This is a genomic window from Tropicimonas sp. IMCC34043, from assembly GCF_003390845.1.
Taxonomy (GTDB): Bacteria; Pseudomonadota; Alphaproteobacteria; order Rhodobacterales; family Rhodobacteraceae; genus Tropicimonas.
The window spans coordinates 58,744-74,606 of record NZ_QMEK01000008.1; the positions used below are offsets into that span (position 1 = coordinate 58,744).

Sequence of the window (15,863 nt, forward strand, 5' to 3'; positions counted from 1 at the left end):
TCCGAAAACAAAATGGGAGGAAGATCTGTGAATTCTACCAAATCCAAGGCCACGATTCTGCTTGGCGCTACGGCAGTCAGCCTGTGCAGCATGGTCGGTGCGGCCAGTGCCCAGGGCACCACCGCCTGCCTGATCACGAAAACCGACACCAACCCGTTCTTCGTGAAGATGAAGGAAGGCGCGAGCGCCGCGGCCAAAGAGGTAGGCATCGAATTGCTGACCTATGCCGGGAAATACGATGGCGATGTCGAGACCCAGGTCGCGGCCGTCGAATCCTGCATGGCGGCCGGCGCCAAGGGCATCCTGATCACCCCGACCGACAGCCGGGCGCTGGTGCCCGTGATCAGCCAGGCGCGCGATGCGGGCGCCCTGGTGATTGCGCTCGACACCCAGTTCGAGCCGGCGGATGCCGCCGACGCGACCTTCGCAACCGACAACTTCAAGGCGGGCGAGCTGATCGGCGAGTGGGCCGCCGCGACACTGGGCGACAAGGCGGCGGATGCGAAGATCGCGCTGCTCGATCTGAACGCGTCCGAGGTCTCGGTCGATTATCAGCGCGATCAGGGCTTTCTGACCGGGTTCGGCATCGACGTGAAGGACCCGACCGACATCGGCGACGAGGATGACCCGCGCATCGTCGGCAACGACGTGACCGACGGCTCGCCCGACGGCGGCCGCACGGCGATGGAGAACCTGCTGCAGGTCAATCAGGACATCAACGTCGTCTACACCATCAACGAACCCGCCGCCGCCGGCGCCTATGAGGCGCTCAAGTCGGTCGGCAAGGGCGAGGGCGTGCTGATCGTGTCGGTCGACGGTGGCTGCCCGGGCGTCAAGGACGTTCAGGCCGGCGTCATCGGTGCGACCTCGATGCAGTTTCCCCTGCTGATGGCATCGAAGGGTGTCGAGGCGATCGCGGCCTTCGCGGAAACCGGTGAAAAGCCGAAGAACACCGAAGGGCTCGATTTCTTCAACACCGGCGTCCAGCTTGTCACCGACCGGCCGGTCGAAGGGCTCCCGTCGATCACCTCCGAAGAGGCCCTTGGAAAATGCTGGGGCTGACGCCCGCGCATTCCTAGCGGCGGCGGCGCCCGGTGCGCCGCCGCTTCCCGCGCCTTCAGCGACGACACGCTTCACGAAATTGCCGCCTTCGGACCATGGAAGGCAGGGGGGGAGGATATGTCAGACACATCAGGGCCGGCCCGCAAGGGTCAGGACTTCGAACATTCACTCGACAAAAGCGACAAGACGGTCGCGGCGTTCAAGGCAAGGCACGACACGTTCGGTGCGAAAGTCCAGCACCTCCTGCACAACAACCCGACGCTGGTGCCGGTGATCGTGCTGGCCGTCAGCCTCGCCGTATTCGGTGTGATCGCGGGAGGCAGGTTCTTCTCGGCGTTCAACCTGAGCCTCATCATCCAGCAGGTGTCGATCATCGGCATGCTGGCGGCCGCGCAATCGCTGATCATCATCACCGCCGGGATCGATCTGAGCGTTGCGGCGATCATGGTGCTGATGTCGGTCATCATGGGCAATCTTGCCGTCTTCATGGGGGTGCCAAGCGGCATCGCGATCCTGGTCGGTTTTGTCGGCGGTGCCGCGGCAGGCTTCTTCAACGGCTTCCTGATCACCAAGATCAAGCTGCCGCCCTTCATCTCGACGCTGGGCACCTGGTCGATCTATTACGCGCTGCTGCTGTGGCTGTCGGGCGCACAATCGATCCGGGGGGCGGATATCGACGCCAATGCGCCGTTCCTGAAGTTCTTCGGCCGGACCTTTGAACTGGTCGGGGCGCGGATCACGCTCGGGTCGGTGCTGATGGTGCTGATCTTCGTCGTGCTGTGGTACATGCTCAACCACACCGCCTGGGGGCGCCATGTCTATGCCGTCGGCGACGACAAGGAGGCGGCCGAGCTTGCCGGCATCCGCACCGACAGAGTGCTTTTGTCGGTCTATGTGGTGGCGGGCCTTGTCTGCGCCATCGCGGGCTGGGCCTCGATCGGGCGGGTCGGGTCGATCTCGCCGCAATCGTTCTACGAGGGCAACCTGCAGTCGATCACGGCCGTGGTGATCGGGGGCATATCGCTGTTCGGCGGACGCGGGTCGATCATGGGGGCGCTGTTCGGCGCGCTGATCGTCGGCGTGTTCCAGTCCGGGCTTCGTATGGCCGGGGTCGACGTGCTGTGGCAGGTCTTCGCCATCGGCTGGCTCATCATTATCGCGGTCGCTGTCGACCAATGGATCAGAAGGGTATCTGCGTGATGTCTGAGGTTACTCCAGTCGTTCAGGGTCGCAATCTCGTGAAGCGCTATGGTCACGTGACCGCGATCGACAATTCCGACTTCGAGCTTCGCCCGGGCGAGATCCTGGCGGTGATCGGCGACAACGGTGCCGGCAAATCCTCGATCGTCAAGGCGATCTGCGGCGCCACCATACCCGACGAGGGCGAGATCCTGATCGAGGGCAAGCCGGTCAGCTTCAAGTCGCCGATCGAGGCGCGGGATATGGGGATCGAGATGGTCTATCAGACCCTCGCCCTGTCGCCGGCGCTGTCGATTGCCGACAACATGTTCATGGGCCGCGAGATCCGGCGAAAGGGCTGGATGGGCGAGTGGCTGCACATGCTCGACAAGAAGGAGATGGAGCGTTTTGCCCGCGACAAGCTGACCGAACTGGGCCTGATGACCGTGCAGTCGATCACCCAGCCGGTCGAAACCCTGTCGGGCGGCCAGCGTCAGGGCGTCGCCGTGGCCCGCGCCGCCGCCTTCGCGACCAAGTTCATCATCATGGACGAGCCGACCGCGGCGCTTGGCGTCAAGGAAAGCCGCCGGGTGCTGGAACTGATCCTCGACGTCAAGTCGCGGGGCATCCCGATCATCCTGATCTCGCACAACATGCCCCATGTCTTCGAGGTCGCCGACCGGATCCACATCCACCGTCTGGGCAAGCGGCTTTGCACCATCAGCCCGGGCGATTTCACCATGTCGGATGCGGTCGCGATGATGACCGGCGCGCTGGAGCCGCCCGAATCCGTGCGCGCCGCCTGACGCAGCAATTGGGGGGGCGGGCGCACATCGCGCCCGCCCTTTCCGCTGGCCGAGACCCCGCGCCCGGTCCATCGTGGCGGCGCAAGAGAGTCGCACACCGCCCGCAGTGGCCCCGCGCCGGACCCGGCCGAACGCGCGCAAAGGAGCACATGATGAAAACCGCAAAGCTGGGCGTGCATCAGTTCGTCTTTACCGATGTCTGGAGCGAACCGAACGCCCGTGCCGCCTGCCGTGCCGCCGCCGACATCGGCTTCGAGCTGTTCGAGGTCGCCCTGCCGCTCGACCCCGGCGATCTTGACGCCGCGATGACGCGCAAGACGGTCGTGACCGAGGCGGGGCTTGGCCTGCGGCTCAGCCTCGTGCTGCAACCCGCGACCGACATCGCCAGCGCCACGCCCGAGATTGCGGCGGCAGGCGAGGCGGCGGTGATCCGGTCGCTCGAACTCGCCGCGGATCTCGACGTGCCGAATGTCAGCGGCGTGACCTATTCCGCCTGCACGCTCTATTCCGCGCCGCCGACCGAGGCGCAGATGCAAAATCTCGCCGCGGCGCTGTCGCGGATCGACGCCCGCGCCGGCGACCTTGGCGTCAGGCTCGGGCTCGAGCCGGTGAACCGGTACGAGACCAGCGTCTTCAACACGCTCGATCAGGCAGGCGACATGATCCGCGGCATCGGCGCGAAGAACCTGTTTCTGCACATGGACACCTGCCACATGAACATCGACGAATTCGATATTCCGGCAGCCATCGCGCGCAACGCCGATCTGCTGGGCTACACGCATCTGGGCGAAAGCCACCATGGCGTCTTCGGCACCGGCACCTTCGATTTCCGCGGCTATTTCCGGGCGCTCGCCTCGGCCGGATATACCGGCGACTTCACGGTCGAGACCTTCTCGCCCGCCGTGCTGACGCCGCAGACCGCCGGTGCGATCCGGCTGTGGCGGCGCACCTGGGAAAGCTCCGAGGCCGCCGCCACTTCCTGCCTCGCCTTCATGCGAACCGAGATCGCGGCAGCCGTGCAAGCCACGCAGGCCATCTGAGGTCCCTGCCCGCCGCAGGCATTGGCCCAGACGGCGGGCAGGGTCCCTACAGCCCCAGATCCAGCAGCGCCTGCCGCATCACGCCCGCATCGGCGTCGATCCCGGTCCAGTATTTCAGGCCGATCACCCCCTGACCGACCAGCATGCCAAGCCCGTCGGCGGTCTTGCAGCCGCGCGCCTGCGCGGCCTTCAGAAACTGCGTCAGCGGCGGGTTATGGATGCCGTCGGCCACGACCATGTCGGGGCTGAGCGTGTCGGTATCGACATCGGGGGTCTGATCGACATTCGGGTAAAGCCCGAGCGAGGTCGCGTTGACCACGATCCCGGTACCTTTCGGGATGGCATAGGTGCCGTTCCAGGGTGCGTAATCCGCACTGGCCGGGGTCTTGTCGTCGATCAGCGAAGCGACCGTCTGGCCGCGCCCGGCGCTGCGGTTGACGACGGTGATATGCGCGACACCGGCCAGCGCCAGTTCCACGGCCACCGCACGCGCCGCGCCACCCGCGCCGAACAGCACGACGCGCTGGCCCGCAGGGTCGATGACCCGCGACAGCGCCCCGACAAAGCCCTTGCCATCGGTATTCTCGCCGATCAGCTTGTCGCCGCGCCGCACGACCGTGTTCACGGCGCCGATGATCTCGGCCGAGGCGCCAAGCCCGTCGAGATGCGCAATCACCGCCACCTTGTGCGGGATCGAGCAGTTGAAGCCCCGCCAGCCCATAGCCCGCGCTCCGCGCACCGCGTCGCCCAGATCCTCGGGCGCGACCTCGCAGTTTATATAGCGCCAGTTGAGCCCGTGATGGCGGAACGCCGCCTCGATCATTACGACGGTCGGGTCTTCGCCCGCGGGCATCGCAAAACAGCCGACCAGCGGTTGCAGGAAATCGTGGGTCATGTCGGTCCTCCTCTCCGTCCCGCGGCCAGGCTCTGGCGCGGGCGGGCAGCGATCATGCTACGCCCGTTCCGCAGGGTGGCGAAGCCTCCGCGTCGATCCGGGCTGACCGGTGCCCCCCTCCGCGGCTCAGTGACTGTGCCGCGGGGTCTTTGAGTGGGCGATATCGCGGAACTGGTCGGCGCCATCGACGATCATGCCCTGACTGAACGGCCGCACGGTGTTGCGGAAGATCTGTTGCCAGGGCGTCTGGCTTTCGGGCACCGGGAAGCCGCCGGCATCGGCCAGCGCCTGCCGCCGCGCCGCGATCTCGGCCTCGGACAGCAGCAGCGTGACCTCGCGCGCCTTCAGATCGACCCGCAGCCGGTCGCCATCCTTCAGGATCGCAAGATTGCCGCCATCGGCCGCCTCGGGCGAGGCGTTGAGGATCGAGGCAGAGCCCGAGGTGCCCGATTGCCGCCCGTCGCCAATGCAGGGCAGGGTGTGGACACCCTGCTTGATCAGGTAGGACGGCGGGCGCATGTTCACGACCTCGGCGCCGCCGGGATAGCCCTTTGGACCGGCCCCGCGCATCACCATGATGCTTTGAGGCGTGATCCCCAGCGCCGGATCGTCTATGCGGGCGTGAAAATCCTCGGGCCCCTCGAAGACGAATACCGCGCCCTCGAAGGCCTCGGGATCCTCGGGGTCGGACAGATAGCGGTCGCGGAATTCCGCACCGATGACCGAGGTCTTCATGATCGCCGATTCGAACAGGTTGCCGGTCATGTTCAGGAACCCGGCATGGGCGGTCAGCGGGTCGGAGACCGGGCGGATCACATCGGGGTTCTCGATCTCGCGGTGGGCGTATTGTTCGGTGAAGGGCGCGCCCGTCACCGTCACCACCTGCGGGTTCGGGATCAGCCCGGCGCGCAGCAGCTCGCCGATCACTGCAGGCAGGCCGCCGGCAAGGTGGAAATCCTCGGACAGGTAGTCACCCGCCGGCTGCACGTTGCAGAGCAGCGGCACATGATGGCCAAGACGCTCCCAATCCTGGTTCGACAGCTCGACGCCAAGGTGGCGCGCGATAGCGTTCAGGTGGATCGGGGCGTTGGTCGACCCGCCGATGGCGGAATTGACCACCACGGCATTCTCGAAGGCCGCGCGGGTCATGATGTCGGAGGGTTTCAGATCCTCGTGCACCATGTCGACGATGCGCTTGCCGGTGGCATAGGCCATCTGCGCGCGCTCGCGATAGGGGGCGGGGATCGAGGCCGAGCCCGGAAGCTGCATCCCCAGCGCCTCGGCGAGGCTGTTCATGGTCGATGCCGTGCCCATCGTGTTGCAATAGCCGACCGAAGGTGCCGAGGCGGCGGCCATCTGCAGGAACTGCTCGTTGTCGATCTCGCCCGCGGCCAGCATCTGCCGCGCCTCCCAGATCACCGACCCGGAGCCGGCGCGCTTGCCCTTGTACCAGCCGTTCAGCATCGGGCCGACCGAAAAGGCGATGGCGGGGATGTTCACCGTCGCCGCCGCCATCAACAGCGCCGGCGTGGTCTTGTCGCAACCGATGGTCAGCACCACGCCGTCGATCGGATAGCCGAACAGCGCCTCGACGAGGCCGAGGTAGGCGAGGTTGCGGTCGAGCATCGCAGTCGGCCGCTTGCCGGTCTCCTGGATCGGATGCACCGGGATCTCCATCGCGATCCCGCCCGCCTCGCGGATCCCCTCGCGCATCCTCTCGGCCAGCACGATGTGATGCCGGTTGCAGGGCGACAGGTCGGACCCGGTCTGCGCGATACCGATGATCGGCTTGCCCGAGCGCAGTTCCTGAAGCGTCAGGCCATAGTTCAGATAGCGTTCGATATAGAGCGCCGTCATCTCGGGGTTCTCGAGGTCGTTGAACCAGCTTTCCGAGCGAAGCGGCTTGCGGGATGTGCGATCGCCCATGGCGGTCTCCTCAGGAGGGCCTGCCGCGGTCAGCGGCCGGTGATTCCGGGAAAGGCGATCAGAATCCCGAGTGCCAGGATCTGAAGACCGATGAAGGGAACGAGAGAGCGGAAGATCTCGCCCAGCGAAATGTCGTCGGGGACCACGGATTTGAGATAGAACGCGGCGGGTCCGAACGGCGGCGACAGGAAGCTGACCTGCATGTTCATGGCAAAGACCACGCCGAACCAGACCGGGTCCATGCCCATGTTCTTGATGATCGGCACGAAGATCGGCATGCAGAGCAGCGCGATCCCGACCCAGTCGAGGAACATCCCCAGCACGAAGAGGATCGCCATCATGAACAGCACGACCACAATCGGGTTGTCAGAAATCCCCTGGATCAGGCCCGAGACGAACTGGATCCCGCCCATCAGGTTGAACACGCCGACCAGCGCCGAGGCGCCGATGCCGATCCAGACGATCATGCCGACGGTGGCAAGGGTCTGGCGTGCCGCCCCCAGCATCAGGCCGACCGAGAATTCGCCACGGATCACCGTTGACAGCATGACGCCCAGCACACCGATGGCCGAGGCCTCGGTCACGGACGCGATGCCGCCATAGATCGAGCCGAGCACGAAGATCACCACGAGAACCGGTAGGAACAGCCCTTTCAGCAGGCGCAGCTTCTCGCGGCGGCTCATCTCCTCAGGCTTCGCAATCGGGGCGGCGTCGTGGTCGGTATAGGCGCGGAACAGGATGTAGGCGCCGTAAAAGCAGGCCAGCATGAAGCCGGGGATAAAGGCCGCGGTGAACAGCTGCCCGATCGAGACGTTGGCCGTCAGGCCATAGATGATCAGCACGATGGACGGCGGCACCATGGTGCCAAGCGCACCGCCCGCACAGCAGACGCCAATGGCAAGCCTGCGGTCATAGCCAAGCCGCAGCATCTGCGGCAGCGCCAGCAGGCCCAGCAGGATGACCTCGCCGCCGATGATGCCCGACATGGCGGCCAGGATGACGGCGACCAGCAGGGTCTGGATCGCGACGCCGCCGCGGATCCGGCCGGCCAGCACCTTCATCGCGTCGAACAGGTCGCGGGCAATGCCCGAACGGTCGAGGATCGCCGCCATCAGCACGAACATCGGCACCGAGACGAAGACGAAGGAGTTGACGAAGCTGAAGATGCGGCTCGCGATCAGCGGCACCGCCATCGGACCGAACCAGCCGAGCGCGAAGATCAGCGCGACCAGCAGCGTGACAAAGGCCAGCGGCATGCCGGTCAGCAGCAGCAGCAGCAGCGACCCGAACATCGCGACCGTCGCCCATTCGATGCCCATGGACTGAAGGTCGGGCAGGAAGGAAAGGTCCATCACAGGTCTGCCTTTCGTCTTGCGTAGTTGATCGCAAGGATCAGGAACTGGATCGTCAGCAGGATCATGATGACGAACAGGAATATCTTGATGATGCCGGGATAGGCCGGGTTCCAGGCGCTGCCGCTGGTTTCGATGTGGATCTCGCCCTGCGGCGTCCAGGCGGCGCGTTTCACCGCCTGCCAGGAGGCCCAGGCAAAGAACCCCGACGAGATCATGCAGGCAATCGAGATCGCGATGTCGAACCCGCGGCGCAGGCGGCCGCCCAGATGGTCATAGATCAGCACGACCCGGATGTGCCGGTTCAGCGCGGCGACATAGAGCCCGCCGAAGATGAAGGCGCAGGCGTTCAGGAACACCACGGTCTCGTGCACCCAGGTGGTCGGCGAGTTGAAGACATAGCGCATGATGACTTCGAAAAAGAGCATGAAGGCCGAGGCAAGAATCGCGATGGCAAAGAAGATGCCGAAGCGGTTGATGGCGCGGCCCAGCGGGCCGGCCTCGGGCACGGCCGCGAACGCCAACCGTTCGGGGTCCGGCCCGGCCTCGTGTCGGGTTTCGTTCATGGCAGATAGCTCCTCCCTCGGCGGGGAATGTCCGTCCCCCGGCGCCGCCGGGGGAGTGTTCAGGCGATGGCGCGGGCGGTCACTCCGCCAGCAGGCCGTTCGCCGCCAGATACGCGGTCAGCGTGTCATAGACCTTTTGCGAATTGGGCGAGGCCTGGGCCGCGATTTCCCATTCGCCGCGCGCGATGGTGCGGAACCGGGCGCGGTCCTCGTCCGACCAGTTGTGGATGGTGACGTCGCCCTTTTCCAGCGCCTCGGCGACGGCCGCCTCGTCATTGGCCTTGACGGTCGCGACCTGATACTGGGCAAAGTCCAGAACGCTTTGTTCCATCGCCGCCTTCAGGTCGTCGGGCAGCGCATCCCATTCGGCCTTGTTGATGCTGACCTCGATCAGCGGCATCGAATGGAAGCCGGGATAGACCGGGTGCTTGGCAACCTCGTGCAGACCCTGCGCCTGATTGGTCGAGAAGGTGTTATAGTCGGCCGCGTCGATCACGCCCTTGTCGAGCGAGGTGAAGACCTCGGATCCGGGCAGGTTCACGGGCGAGGCACCGGCGGCGGCAAAGACCTTTTGCACCATGCCTTCGGGTGCCCGCAGCTTCAGCCCCTTCAGATCGTCGACGCCTTCAAGCGGCACCTTCGAGACGAAGGCTTCGAGCCCCGGGGTGGTCGCGCCGATGAAATGCAGCCCGTAGGGTTCGAGCATCTCGTTCATCAGCTCCTTGCCGCCGCCGGTCTGCATGAAGTCGAACATCTGCTGCGGCGAGGACCAGGCGCCGACCGGGTTGGCGATCAGGCCGAAGGCAGGCTCCTTGCCGGCAAAATAGGACGTGTCGGTGAAATGGCCGTCAATGATGCCCGCCGCCACCGCATCCTGGGTCTCGCTGTGGGCCACGATGGTCTCGACGGGCAGCATCTCGACCACGATACGGCCATCGGTCTTTTCGCTGACCATCTCGGCCCATTCCTTCTGCAGAAGGAAGTTGGTGTTGCCGGCCGGGTCCGAGGACTGGAACCGGAAGGTATAGTCCTGGGCCATGGCGCCACCGGCAAGACCGGCGGTCGCGACGGCACCCAGAAGCAGGGCGCGAAGTGTGGAATTTTTCATGGTGTTCCTCCCAAGAGATCTGGTTGTGACGGCTGTGTGGTGCGGGTCCAGGGGATTCGCCCGCCGTAAGGTCACGAGTGCGGCCTGAATAATGACAGCGCTGTCATTTGTCAAAGGAGATTTCTTCCTCTATAGTCCGCAAGACCGCAAAATGCTGATATGGATATGTAAAAAGTGGCAATGAAACCGAAAAGGCGCCCGACGCTCGATGATGTTGCCAGCCTGTCTGGTGTTAGCGCGATCACTGTGTCACGCACCATCCGCTCGCCCGAGAAGGTGTCGGAACGCTCGCGGCTCAAGGTCCAGGCGGCCATCGAGAAGCTGGGCTATACGCCCGATCTGGCGGCCTCGGCACTCGCCTCGAAAAGCACCAATGTGATCGGGCTGCTGGTCCCTTCGCTCACCAACAACGTCTTCGCCGACGTTCTGCGCGGGGTCTATGACGCGGTCGAGACCACGCGGTATTTCGTCCAGATCGGCAATTCGCGCTATAGCGCGCTGAAGGAAGAGGCGTTGATCCGGGTCTTTCTGCGGCAAAAGCCTGCCGGGCTGATCGTCGCGGGATTCGATCAGACGGACCCGGCGCTGAACCTGCTTGAAACCGCCGGCTGCCCGGTCGTCCAGATCATGGATTTCGGCCGCCCGCCGGTCGACATGGCGGTCGGGTTCCGGCACGACGCCGCCGCGCGGCTGGCGGCGCGGCATCTGCTCGAATGTGGCTACCGTCGTCCCGGCATCCTTGCCGCGCGCATGGACCCGCGCACCCAGTCCCGTCTGCAGGTATTCCGCGAGGTCTGCGCCGAGGCGGGCGTGCTGGACGAACGCCGTGTCGTAACCACGCCGCATGCCTCGTCTGTCGGGGTGGGGCGGCAGTTGCTGGAACTGCTGCTGACCCAGGCGCCCGATACCGATGCGGTGTTCTGCAACAACGACGACCTTGCCATCGGCGCGCTGATGGAGGCGCACCGGCGCAACCTGCATGTGCCGGAAGACCTGGGGATCTGCGGCTTCAACGATCTCGAGATGACGCGCAACATGTTCCCCTCGCTGACCTCGATTGCGACGCCGCGGTTCGAGGTGGGCCGGCGCGCGGTCGAGATGCTGCTGGCCGAGATCGAGGCGCCCGATTCCGTGGCCGAGCGCAACGTCGATCTGGGGGTCAGCCTGATCGCACGCGACTCGACCCGCCGACCAAGATAGGGTCACGGGTGACGGCGCCTTGGCCCCCGTCGGCGCCCGATCGTGCAGGGAGGAAGCGATGCGCAAGGATCTCAACCTGAACGGAATGAAGTTCTTCGAATCCGTCGCGCGGCTCGGCCGGGTCTCGATGGCGGCCGAGGAACTCGGGGTTTCGCCTTCGGCGGTCAGCCAGCAGATCCGCCTGCTGGAACAGCAGTTCGGTGTGCATCTGTTTCGCCGCAACAACCGCAGGTTGGCGCTGACCGAGGATGGCGAACGGCTGTACCAGGCGACCGGGCAGGCGTTGCGAATGGTCAACGAGGTCTATTCCGCCATCGTCCGGCAGCAGGAGCACCGACGCTTCAACCTTCGCGTCAGCCCGTCCTTCGGGGTGCGCTGGCTGGGTCCGCGGATCAAGCAGTTCCTCGATCAGAACCCGAACTGGGACCTGCGGGTGGACGCAACGCCCGATTTTACCGATTTCGAGACCGAGGTGGTCGATGCCGACGTCCGCTATGGCGCCGGCGGCTGGTCAGGGCTGCACGAGCAGAACGTTCTGCACGATTTCGTGCTGCCGCTCTGTTCACCCGAGTATCTAGAAACGCTGAAGGCCCACGGGTCCGACCCGATGGAGCATCTGCGCAAGGCACGGCTGATCGACAGCGTGAAGACGCATTATCGCTGGGATCTCTGGCTGGCGCGCTATGGCGCGCGGGGCGAGGACATGTCCTATCAGTTGCGCTTCGACCGGTCCTCGATGGCGATCCAGCTCGCGCGGGACGGCGCGGGGGTGGTTCTGGAAAGCGCCACGCTCGCCTGGAAGGAGATCCTCGCAGGCGAGCTGGTGCCGCTGTCCAACGAGTTTCAGGTGATCGAGTTTCCGGCCTATTGGGTGGTCTGTCCGCCGCGGCACACCCATCGCCGGATCGTGCGGATCTTCATCGACTGGATCGGCACCACGGGGCGCGACCATGACACGGCGGTGCGGGATCGGCTGATCGCCATGGGCTGCACGATTGCCCGTGAAGACGGGCCGACGCTGGGGGCGCCGGCCCGTCCGGATGGCACGGGAGGTGCCGGTCAGTACAATGTCAGCGCCGGGACATAGGAGATCAGCGCCAGCACGATGATCGCGACAAGGTAGAAGGGTATCAGCGCGCGCACCGTCTCGCCGATCCGACATCGCGCGATGGCTGTCGAGATGAACAGCGTCGTGCCGACGGGCGGCGTGTAAAGCCCGATCGACAGGTTCACCACCATGATCAGGCCCAGTTGCACCGGGTCCATGCCGATGGTGTTGCCAATGGTCACGAACAGCGGCCCCAGCAGCAGAACCGCGGCCGGAAGGTCAAGAAAGGCGCCGACGACCAGCATCACGAGGTTGAGCGCAAGGATCACCATCCAGGGCTCCGAGAACGTGGCCCCAACCCAGAGGCCGAGGCTTTGCGGCACCCGTTCGGCGGTCAGCACCCACTGGATGGTCGAGGACGCCATGATGATGAACATGACGGCCCCCGTCATCAGCGCCGTCTCGACCGCCGCATCCCACAGCCCGCGCAGGTTCAGGTCGCGATAGACCAGGCCGCTGACGACCAGCGCATAGGCAACCGCCATGACACTGACCTCGGTGGGCGTCGCAATGCCAAAGCGCAGCGTGCCGATGACGAAGACGGGCATCAGCAGCGCCGGGATCGCGCCAAAGATCTGGGTTCGAAAGGCCCTGAACCCGCCGGCCAGCGGCGAGCGAGGCAGGTTCTTCGCCATGGCCACCAGCCAGACGGCCGTGAACATGCCGATCCCCAGCATCAGGCCGGGCACGATCCCGGCGACGAACAGATCGATGATCGAGACGTTCGACACCAGCCCGTAAAGGATCAGCGGGATCGACGGCGGGATCAGCACCGAGACGGTCGAGGAGGCAGAGTTGATCGCCGCCGCAAAGCCGCCCGGATAGCCTTCGGCCTTCTGCACCGGGATCAGCGCGTTGCCAAGCGCCGAGGCATCGGCCACGGCCGACCCCGAGACGCCGCCGAACATCACCGAGCCGATGATCGACACCTGGCCGAGCCCGCCCTTGAAATTGCCCACCATCAGCCGGGCGATATTGACAAGGTAGACCCCGAACTTGCCCGACATCATCAGGCTGCCGGCCATGATGAAGAACGGGATCGCGAGCATCGGAAAGCTCTGCGTCGGCGTATAGAGCCGCTGGACCATCACGGCCATCGGCTTGCCGTCGAGCCACAGTGCGGCCGCGACCCCGCCCAGCATCGCGTGGGCAACCGGAACGGCAATGGCCAGCAGAACAAGGAATATCCATATCAGAGGGGCAGTCATGGCCTGTCCTTTCAGCTGAGGCTGGCGTGTTCGGGGTTCGACTCGAAGTCGACCTCGCCCCGAAGCACCAGGACGATGTTCACCGTCGCGATGATCGCCATTGCGGCGAAGGCATAGATCAGGCTCGAATAGCCCCAGACCTGCTTGATCCCGAGGGTCGACAGCGTCTGGAACGTCGAGGCCTTGAGGATCGGCGGGCTCGATTGCAACACGCTGAGCGCGATCGCGAGGATCACGACATTGACCGCGAGCAGCATGGCGCGACGGCCGGCCGGGGGCAGCAGGTCCGGCAGCAGCGTGATCGAGATGTTGCGGCCCTGCGCCGCGGCAATCACGATCCCGCCCGACACCAGCCATGGCAGCAGCACCGAGTGGATCTCATAGGCCCAGGCAATGCCGGAACCAAAGGCATAGCGCAGGATCACGTTGACCAGCAGGGCCACGAACATGATGGCAAGGCTCGTGGCGGAAATGATCCGTCCGCTCCAGTCAAGAAGCGTCGAGATGCCGGCAATCCGGGAAAGAAAGGGGCGCGGCGGCCCCTTTCCATCGTTTACCGGAGTGGCGTTGTCCCCCGGTTTCATTCCAGACCTGCGGCTTTCTTCAGCGCATCCACCAGTTCGGGATATTGGGCGGCGTACTTGTCATAGACCGAGGCCGTCGCCTGCTGATAGGCCGCCTTGTCGGCCTCCGCAAAGATCGCGCCTTCGGCTTCCATCTTCGGGCGCAGCTCCGCGTCGCTGTCGAACACCATCTGGCGCTGCAGCTTTCCGGCCTCGGCGGTGGCTGCAAGCGCGCAGGCCTGCGTCGCCTCGTCCAGACCCGACCACCAGACCAGCCCGGCCACGACCGGCGTCGCCTCGTACTTGTGGCCGGTCATGGTGACATAGGGCGTGATCTCGTGCAGCTTGGCGGTATAGATGTTGACCAGCGGGTTTTCCTGACCGTCGAAGACCCCCGATTGCAGGGCCGTCGGCAGCTCGGACCAGGCCAGCGGCGCCGGCGAGGCGCCAAGCGCCTGGAAGATGTCGACGGTCATCTGGTCGGGCGGCGTGCGGATCTTCATCCCCGCCAGATCGCCGGGTTCCGACACGCTCTTGCTGACATGGGTGATGTTGCGGATACCGTTGTCCCAGAACCCGAGGATCTTCAGCCCGGCGTTCTGCGCGCGGCTGTCGAGCATGACGCCGACATCGCCGTCGAGAACGTTCCATGCGCTCGGAAGGTCGTTGAACAGGAAGGGCAGGCCCAGAAGCCCGATCTCGGGCACGATCTGGGACATGGCGCCCTGGCTGTTCGCTGTGACCTGGATGACGCCCGCCGCGGCCGAGGTCAGCATCTCGGCATCGTCGCCGAGCGTCGCCGAGGGCGCGACGTTGACGGTGTCGGCCCCGTCGGTGCAGGCGGCGAACAGCTCGGCCCACTTTTCGGCCGCGACATAGCGCGGGTTGCCGGGGTTGGCGCCGTGGGCGAAGATCACGTCCTCGGCGGCGGCTGCGCCGGCAAGCGTCGTGCCGCCCAGCAAAGCCAGGATCAGGGTCTTTTTCATGGGTCTCTCTCCCTAGGGGTTTGGCGCACAGCCTCCGCACTGCGTCGCCTGGAATGCGTCGCCCCGATCCTGCGCCGGGGTCGACATTTTCGGTCCGTCCGTATCAGTGGATCAGCGAACCGCCGTTGACGTCCACTTCGGTGCCGGTGCAATAGGCCGACAGCTCCGAGGCCAGAAACAGCGCGCAGCCCGCGACATCGCTCGCCTCGCCCGCCCGGCCCATCGGAATGCCGTCGAGGATCATTTCCATCATCTCGGGCGTCAGCTTGCCGCCGGTGATATCGGTCGCGATGAACCCCGGGCAGATCGCATTGACACGGATGTTGTCGGGCGCCAGTTCGCGGGCCATCGCCTTCGTCAGGCCAAGCACACCGGCCTTGGCGGCGGAATAATGCGGCCCGCCAAAGATGCCGCCGCCGCGCTGTGCCGAGACCGAGGACAGGTTGATCACGCTGCCGGATTTCTGCGACCGGAACTGCGGGATCAGCGCCTGGGTGCAGTAAAGCGTGCCGCGCAGGCTGACATCCATCACCGCGTCATAGTTTTCCGGCATGATCTCCATGCTTTTCAGCGGCTGGGTGATGCCGGCGTTGTTGACCAGGATATCGACCCGGCCCCATTTTTCGACCAATGCATCCATCGCCGCCTGCACCGAGGCCTTGTCCGTCACATCGCAGGCCAGGCCCACATGCTGCACACCGAGATCGGCGGCCGCGGCCTTTGCCTGTGCTTCGTCGAGATCGAGGATCGCAACCGTCGCACCGTGGTCGGCAAACATCGCCGCCGTGGCCTTGCCAAGGCCGCGTTTCGACGCTGCCCCGGTGATGACAGCGTATTTACCGTCGAGAAGTCCCATGTCTGTCT

The 15,863-nt window shown here is 65.2% G+C and carries 15 protein-coding genes; 6 read left to right on the plus strand and 9 right to left on the minus strand.

Annotated features, from left to right (window positions below; all coding sequences use genetic code 11):
- Positions 1 to 90 precede the first annotated feature (90 nt).
- From DQG17_RS20120 to DQG17_RS20135, 4 genes are all read left to right on the plus strand, one after another.
- A complete protein-coding gene (locus tag DQG17_RS20120) occupies positions 91 to 1,062 on the plus strand; it encodes a substrate-binding domain-containing protein (RefSeq protein WP_116134778.1) in 972 nt (323 codons plus the stop codon).
- Between the two features lie 117 nt (positions 1,063 to 1,179).
- Positions 1,180 to 2,262 (plus strand): ABC transporter permease, encoded by a 1,083-nt coding sequence (locus DQG17_RS20125; protein WP_116134673.1) that lies wholly within the window; start codon positions 1,180 to 1,182, stop codon positions 2,260 to 2,262.
- The gene (locus DQG17_RS20130; RefSeq protein WP_116134674.1) at positions 2,262 to 3,047 is read left to right on the plus strand and encodes an ATP-binding cassette domain-containing protein; all 786 of its coding nucleotides are present in this window, start codon (positions 2,262 to 2,264) and stop codon (positions 3,045 to 3,047) included. The genes DQG17_RS20125 and DQG17_RS20130 overlap by 1 nt, the downstream gene beginning before the upstream one ends.
- A gap of 152 nt (positions 3,048 to 3,199) precedes the next feature.
- Positions 3,200 to 4,087 (plus strand): sugar phosphate isomerase/epimerase, encoded by an 888-nt coding sequence (locus tag DQG17_RS20135; protein ID WP_116134780.1) that lies wholly within the window; start codon positions 3,200 to 3,202, stop codon positions 4,085 to 4,087.
- 46 nt (positions 4,088 to 4,133) lie between these two features.
- Here the strand turns inward: DQG17_RS20135 and aroE are convergent, their stop codons facing one another.
- The 5 genes from aroE to DQG17_RS20160 all read right to left on the minus strand — a co-directional run bounded on the left by aroE (position 4,134) and on the right by DQG17_RS20160 (position 9,934).
- Positions 4,134 to 4,982, minus strand: a complete 849-nt coding sequence (gene aroE, locus DQG17_RS20140; RefSeq protein ID WP_116134675.1) for a shikimate dehydrogenase — start codon at positions 4,980 to 4,982, stop codon at positions 4,134 to 4,136.
- A gap of 126 nt (positions 4,983 to 5,108) precedes the next feature.
- On the minus strand, positions 5,109 to 6,908 hold the full coding sequence (locus DQG17_RS20145; protein ID WP_116134676.1) for an IlvD/Edd family dehydratase: 1,800 nt from the start codon (positions 6,906 to 6,908) through the stop codon (positions 5,109 to 5,111).
- A gap of 29 nt (positions 6,909 to 6,937) precedes the next feature.
- Positions 6,938 to 8,260: a TRAP transporter large permease subunit gene (locus DQG17_RS20150; protein ID WP_116134677.1), complete on the minus strand. Its 1,323-nt coding sequence runs from the start codon at positions 8,258 to 8,260 to the stop codon at positions 6,938 to 6,940.
- Positions 8,260 to 8,826, minus strand: a complete 567-nt coding sequence (locus tag DQG17_RS20155) for a TRAP transporter small permease subunit (RefSeq protein WP_116134678.1) — start codon at positions 8,824 to 8,826, stop codon at positions 8,260 to 8,262. Before DQG17_RS20155 ends, DQG17_RS20150 begins: the two co-directional genes overlap by 1 nt.
- Positions 8,827 to 8,905: 79 nt before the next feature.
- Positions 8,906 to 9,934, minus strand: a complete 1,029-nt coding sequence (locus tag DQG17_RS20160) for a TRAP transporter substrate-binding protein (RefSeq protein WP_116134679.1) — start codon at positions 9,932 to 9,934, stop codon at positions 8,906 to 8,908.
- Between the two features lie 180 nt (positions 9,935 to 10,114).
- On the opposite strand from DQG17_RS20160, the gene DQG17_RS20165 reads away from it, so the two are divergent.
- Positions 10,115 to 11,134 carry a LacI family DNA-binding transcriptional regulator gene (locus DQG17_RS20165; protein ID WP_116134680.1) on the plus strand — a complete coding sequence of 340 codons (1,020 nt, stop codon included), beginning with the start codon at positions 10,115 to 10,117 and terminating at the stop codon, positions 11,132 to 11,134.
- Between the two features lie 58 nt (positions 11,135 to 11,192).
- Complete coding sequence (locus DQG17_RS20170; protein ID WP_116134681.1) at positions 11,193 to 12,221, plus strand: LysR substrate-binding domain-containing protein; 1,029 nt, start codon at positions 11,193 to 11,195, stop codon at positions 12,219 to 12,221.
- Here DQG17_RS20170 and DQG17_RS20175 read toward each other — a convergent pair.
- From DQG17_RS20175 to DQG17_RS20190, 4 genes are all read right to left on the minus strand, one after another.
- On the minus strand, positions 12,194 to 13,450 hold the full coding sequence (locus DQG17_RS20175; protein WP_116134682.1) for a TRAP transporter large permease: 1,257 nt from the start codon (positions 13,448 to 13,450) through the stop codon (positions 12,194 to 12,196). The two genes, DQG17_RS20170 and DQG17_RS20175, sit on opposite strands and share 28 nt — an antisense overlap.
- 11 nt (positions 13,451 to 13,461) lie before the next feature.
- The gene (locus DQG17_RS20180; protein ID WP_116134683.1) at positions 13,462 to 14,034 is read right to left on the minus strand and encodes a TRAP transporter small permease; all 573 of its coding nucleotides are present in this window, start codon (positions 14,032 to 14,034) and stop codon (positions 13,462 to 13,464) included.
- Positions 14,031 to 14,999 (minus strand): TRAP transporter substrate-binding protein, encoded by a 969-nt coding sequence (locus DQG17_RS20185; RefSeq protein WP_116134684.1) that lies wholly within the window; start codon positions 14,997 to 14,999, stop codon positions 14,031 to 14,033. Before DQG17_RS20185 ends, DQG17_RS20180 begins: the two co-directional genes overlap by 4 nt.
- 103 nt (positions 15,000 to 15,102) lie before the next feature.
- Positions 15,103 to 15,855 carry an SDR family NAD(P)-dependent oxidoreductase gene (locus DQG17_RS20190; RefSeq protein ID WP_116134685.1) on the minus strand — a complete coding sequence of 251 codons (753 nt, stop codon included), beginning with the start codon at positions 15,853 to 15,855 and terminating at the stop codon, positions 15,103 to 15,105.
- Between the last annotated feature and the right edge of the window lie 8 nt (positions 15,856 to 15,863).